7 protein-coding genes are annotated in these 4,041 nt (G+C 72.2%); 2 read left to right on the top strand and 5 right to left on the bottom strand.

Annotated elements, in window-relative coordinates; all coding sequences use genetic code 11:
- Window positions 1-136 precede the first annotated feature (136 nt).
- Entirely contained in the window at window positions 137-541 is a 405-nt protein-coding gene (locus tag VF468_27325) for an SRPBCC domain-containing protein (protein ID HEX5881998.1), read from the bottom strand.
- Entirely contained in the window at window positions 538-840 is a 303-nt protein-coding gene (locus VF468_27320) for a metalloregulator ArsR/SmtB family transcription factor (protein ID HEX5881997.1), read from the bottom strand. Before VF468_27320 ends, VF468_27325 begins: the two co-directional genes overlap by 4 nt.
- A gap of 66 nt (window positions 841-906) precedes the next feature.
- Here VF468_27320 and VF468_27315 point away from each other — a divergent pair, with 66 nt between their 5' ends.
- Together VF468_27315 and VF468_27310 are read left to right on the top strand one after the other, a co-directional pair.
- A complete protein-coding gene (locus VF468_27315; GenBank protein HEX5881996.1) occupies window positions 907-1,290 on the top strand; it encodes a nuclear transport factor 2 family protein in 384 nt (127 codons plus the stop codon).
- A complete protein-coding gene (locus VF468_27310; GenBank protein HEX5881995.1) occupies window positions 1,287-1,658 on the top strand; it encodes a DUF1801 domain-containing protein in 372 nt (123 codons plus the stop codon). The genes VF468_27315 and VF468_27310 overlap by 4 nt, the downstream gene beginning before the upstream one ends.
- A 35-nt stretch (window positions 1,659-1,693) precedes the next feature.
- Here VF468_27310 and VF468_27305 read toward each other — a convergent pair whose 3' ends face one another.
- From VF468_27305 to VF468_27295, 3 genes are all read right to left on the bottom strand, one after another.
- Window positions 1,694-2,089, bottom strand: coding sequence for a hypothetical protein (locus VF468_27305; GenBank protein ID HEX5881994.1), 396 nt, complete (start codon window positions 2,087-2,089; stop codon window positions 1,694-1,696).
- A 128-nt stretch (window positions 2,090-2,217) separates the two neighbouring features.
- A complete protein-coding gene (locus tag VF468_27300) occupies window positions 2,218-3,339 on the bottom strand; it encodes a molybdopterin-dependent oxidoreductase (GenBank protein ID HEX5881993.1) in 1,122 nt (373 codons plus the stop codon).
- Between the two features lie 63 nt (window positions 3,340-3,402).
- Window positions 3,403-4,041 (bottom strand): HAMP domain-containing sensor histidine kinase (locus tag VF468_27295; protein ID HEX5881992.1); only part of this gene is annotated, 639 nt, incomplete at its 5' end.

Here is a 4,041-nt window from a genome sequence, read left to right as displayed (position 1 = left end):
GGGACCCCGCGGCGGTGCGGCGGTTCCTGGACGCCCACCACGAGGTGCTCGCGGCCCGGGTGAGGCGGGAGGTTCGCAGCAAGCTGGAGACCGGCCGAAAGCACCCCGTCCGGCGTGCGACCTGACGGCGATCGGGTCAGCCCGTCGACAGGGTGTCGCGCAGGATGCCGAGGAAGTACGCCCAGCCGCGCTCGTGTTCGGGGGCGGTCGCGGGCGGGAGGCCGTGGTGGATGAGGCGGACGGTAGTGGCGCCGGCTTCCTCGACCAGCTCGATCTCGACAGTCGTGCTCTCCGGCGGCACGCCGAGGCGGCCGTCCTCCCAGCCGTAGGTGAAGACGACCCGCCGGTGGGGGACGAGCTCGACGAACCGGCCGACGACGGTGGCGCCGTCGGGGTGGGTCCAGCGCAGGGCGCCGCCCGGGGCGGGGTCGGCGGTGGCCTCAGGGCCGACCCACCGGACCAGGCCCTCGGCCGTGGTCAGATGCGCCCAGACCACCTCGACCGGAGCGGCGATCGTGACCTGGTAGGACGCGAGTCTCATGGCCGGTCGCTGGCTTCGGTCGCCTGCTTGAGCGCGAGCAGCGCCGGCTCCCAGAGGGTGTCCAGCTCCGCGCGCAGCCGCTGGAGTCCCTGCAGGTCCACCTGGTACAGGCGCCGCCTTCCCTCCACCCGGCCCTGGACCAGTCCCGCGTCCCGTAGGACCTTGAGGTGCTGGCTGGCGGCCGGCTGGCTCACGCCAGTCTGCTGGGCCAGCGCACCGACGGGTAGTTCGCGGTCCAGCACCAGCCGGAGGATGGCCCGGCGGGTTGGGTGGGAGAGCGCTTCGATCGCGGCCTGCATGATGACATCTTAGCTTGCTTGCATATAAGGTTCTTCGCATATGACGTCCTGTTCCGAGGAGGCCCGATGAACCCAACCCAGCAGGTGGCCCGCCGCTACCACGACGCCTGGACCTCCGGTGACCGCCAAACCGTGACCACGCTGCTGTCGCCGAGCTTCCGCTTCGCGGCCGGCGACCTGAAGATCGACGGGCGCGACGTCTTCCTTGCCAGCGGGGCCTTTCCCCGGGACGCCACGGTCACCATGGTCGCCGAGGCCTATCAGGACGACGTCGCCTTCCAGTTGTACGACGCCACCCGCGGGGACCGGACCATCCGGGTGGCCGAGCAGCTCACCGTCCGCGACGGCAGGATCGCCAGCTCCAACTTCGTGACCGACATGGCGGCCTTCGCGGCCTTCGCCGCGGCCGGAGCCGACACCGAAGGCCGCCGGGGTGGCGGCCGGGCATGAACCGCAACCCCGACGTCGACCGGTGGTTCGAGCAGGCCAGTCATCCGCTGGAGTCGACCATGCGGCGCGCCCGGGACATCATCCTGGGGGCCGACGGCCGGGTGACCGAGTCGATCAAGTGGAAGACGCCGACCTTCGCCTACCGGGGCAACATCGCCAGCTTCAACCCGTCCAAGCACCTGCTCAGCATCATGTTCCACCGGGGGGCCGAGATCCCGGGCGAGCATCCCCGGCTGGAGGGCGACGGCCGGCTGGTGCGGACCATGCGCTTCGCCGACCTCGGCGAGCTCGAGGCCGGCCGAGCCGACCTGGAGGCCGCCGTCCGCGCCTGGTGCGACTGGAAAGCGACCTCGGCAACACGGCGCTGAGCCTTAGCGCTCGCCGGTACCGCTGGTTGCCGTGGTTAGGAGGCCGGCCGGTTGGCGTCTGAAGGGGTCTCACCGACCGCCGTGCGAAGGCCGGGTGATGGGTTCCGTTTGCGCCAGCGAGCCGAGTTCCAGATACCGAGGGCGAGGACGCCCACCCACACCATGCTGAGAACGCCGACGAGGGCGAGCGGGTAGTTGCCTGGGAGCACCGAGGCGTTGTGTGGCTGGGTGCGGCGACCCACGCCAACCAGGACGGGGACACTGGCGAGGACCAGTACCCCGGAGGTGACCAGCCCCACCTGAAGGGGCCAGCGCCAGGCCTCGGGCGCCCAATCCCGCAGCCGGCGGCCGGCCAGGAGGACCAGCGGCGCGAGCACGAAGTCGTGGACCAGCACAAGCCCGACCAGCCACCTCAGCCAGACCAGCGGCATGGTTTTCGTCGCATCGCGAAGGAGCCCGGCGAATGCGAACAGGCCGACGGCGCCGCCAACGGCAAGTCCGATCCACCATCGCCAGCCCGACAGCGGCTCCAGCGGATCCGCAGCGTTCCGCGGGCCGCTCACAGGACGGTCACCGACTCGAGCCATTTGGTTTGCATGACGCCCGGGTTGTTGGGCGCGATCAGCCGGACCGGGAAGCCATGGTCGGGGTGGAGGGGGGCGCCGTTGAGCTCCAGCGCCAGCAGGGTGTCGGGGTCGCGGGCGTGGGCCGGGTTGAGCAGGGCGCTGGAGTAGCCGCCGCGCTGGAGGGACTCGACCCGCACGGCCGCGCCGGCTGGGGCGCCGGCCTCCTCGAGCAGGTCGCGCAGGCGCACCCCGCGCCAATTGGCCTCCTGGCTCCAGCCCTCGACGCAGGCGATGGGCAGCCGGGCGGTATGGCCCTTGGGTCCGGCCATGCGTGCCCGCAGGTCGTCGAGGGTCAGGCTGGCTGGGTGGGCGACCCGACCGCTGACTGCCAGCCGCCAGCCCGGGTCGTCCAGCTTGCCGGCGAGCCCGGCCGAGCGGGCGTCCTTGTTGACGGGCAGGCCTTGGGGGCCGACGCCCTGGCGCCTGGGCGAGAGCACGGCCAGGCGCCGCAGCGGGGTGAACGCCGACCCGGCAGTGGTCAGGAGCAGGACGCCGGCCGCGACCCCGGTGGTGATCAGGAAGCGGCGCCGCTCCAGGCCAGCGGCCACATCGGTCGCGGTGTGCCGCCTGGCCAGGGCGCGGCGGAGGACGGGCAGCTTGGCCGCGAGGTGGACCACTAGGGCCCCGGTCACGATCCAGGCCGTCCAGTAGTGGGTGCGGATGAAGTCGAAGCCCCAGCCGTACCAGTAGCCGATGTTCATCAGCCCGGTGACCAGGAGCAGCAGGGCCCCGCCGAGCAGTGGGACGATCCACGCCCGCTCGATGGCGTGGGCCACGCCGCGGACGGGTGGCCAGCGGTACAGGTTCGGGTAGGCTGACCAGAGCTTGGCCAACAGCACCGGAATCGCGGCGATCCCGCAGAACACGTGCAGGCCCTGGGTCCACCGGTACAGCCACACGGGCCGGCTCGGCCAGGCGAACCACCCTGGCGGCTGCTGGATCAGGTGCGACAGCAGCCCGGTGAGCAGGCAGACGCCGAACAGGACGCCGACCGTGATCCCGAGGATGGCGGTGGTCCGCTCGCTCCTGGTCGGCGAGGTGAAGGTGGGGCCCATGAAACCAGGCTAGAAGGACGTGCGGCGCCTGGGATCCGGCGTTCCCAGGTTGTAAGGATTCGATCAGTGACCTGAAAGGCCCCGCTGACCGCTGGCGGTCGGCCGGCCGGTGGTCGAGGGCAGGCGGACGGTGAACTCGCAGCCGCCGGGGACGTTGGCCACGCCGATGGTGCCGCCATGGGCGGCGACCAGGCCACGGGCGATGGCCAGCCCCAGGCCGGCGCCCTTGGTCGAACGAGCGGGGTCGCCTCGCCACAGTTGGTCAAAGACGCGGGGCAGGTCGGCCGCGGGGATGCCGCCGCAGCTGTCGGTGACCCGCAGGATGGCGGTGCCGTCCCCATCGGCGACAGCCACCCGCAGGCACCCGCCGCGGGGGGTGTGCCGGATGCCGTTGACGACCAGGTTCGCCAGCACCCGCCCGAGCCGGTCCCGGCCGGCCAGCACCGGCTGGCCGCCGTCCAACCGGCACTCCAGCCGGACTCCGGCCGCGGCCGCCTCGGGCTCGAACCGGTCCAGCACCTCGGCGGCCAACTCGAGCAGAGAGGTCGGCTCGAGCGCGAGGGTGACAGCTCCGGCCTGGATGGCCGACAACTCGAACAGGTCGTCCACCAGGGCGCTGAGCCGTTCCACGTTCGCGGTCAGCCCGGCCAGGTAGCGGCGCCGGGTCGCCTCGTCGGGAGCCAGGTCGTCGGCCAGGGCCTC

The organism is Actinomycetota bacterium, from assembly GCA_036280995.1.
In the GTDB taxonomy this organism is placed as follows: Bacteria; Actinomycetota; CALGFH01; order CALGFH01; family CALGFH01; genus CALGFH01.
This window is presented reverse-complemented; position numbering and strand designations above follow the sequence as displayed.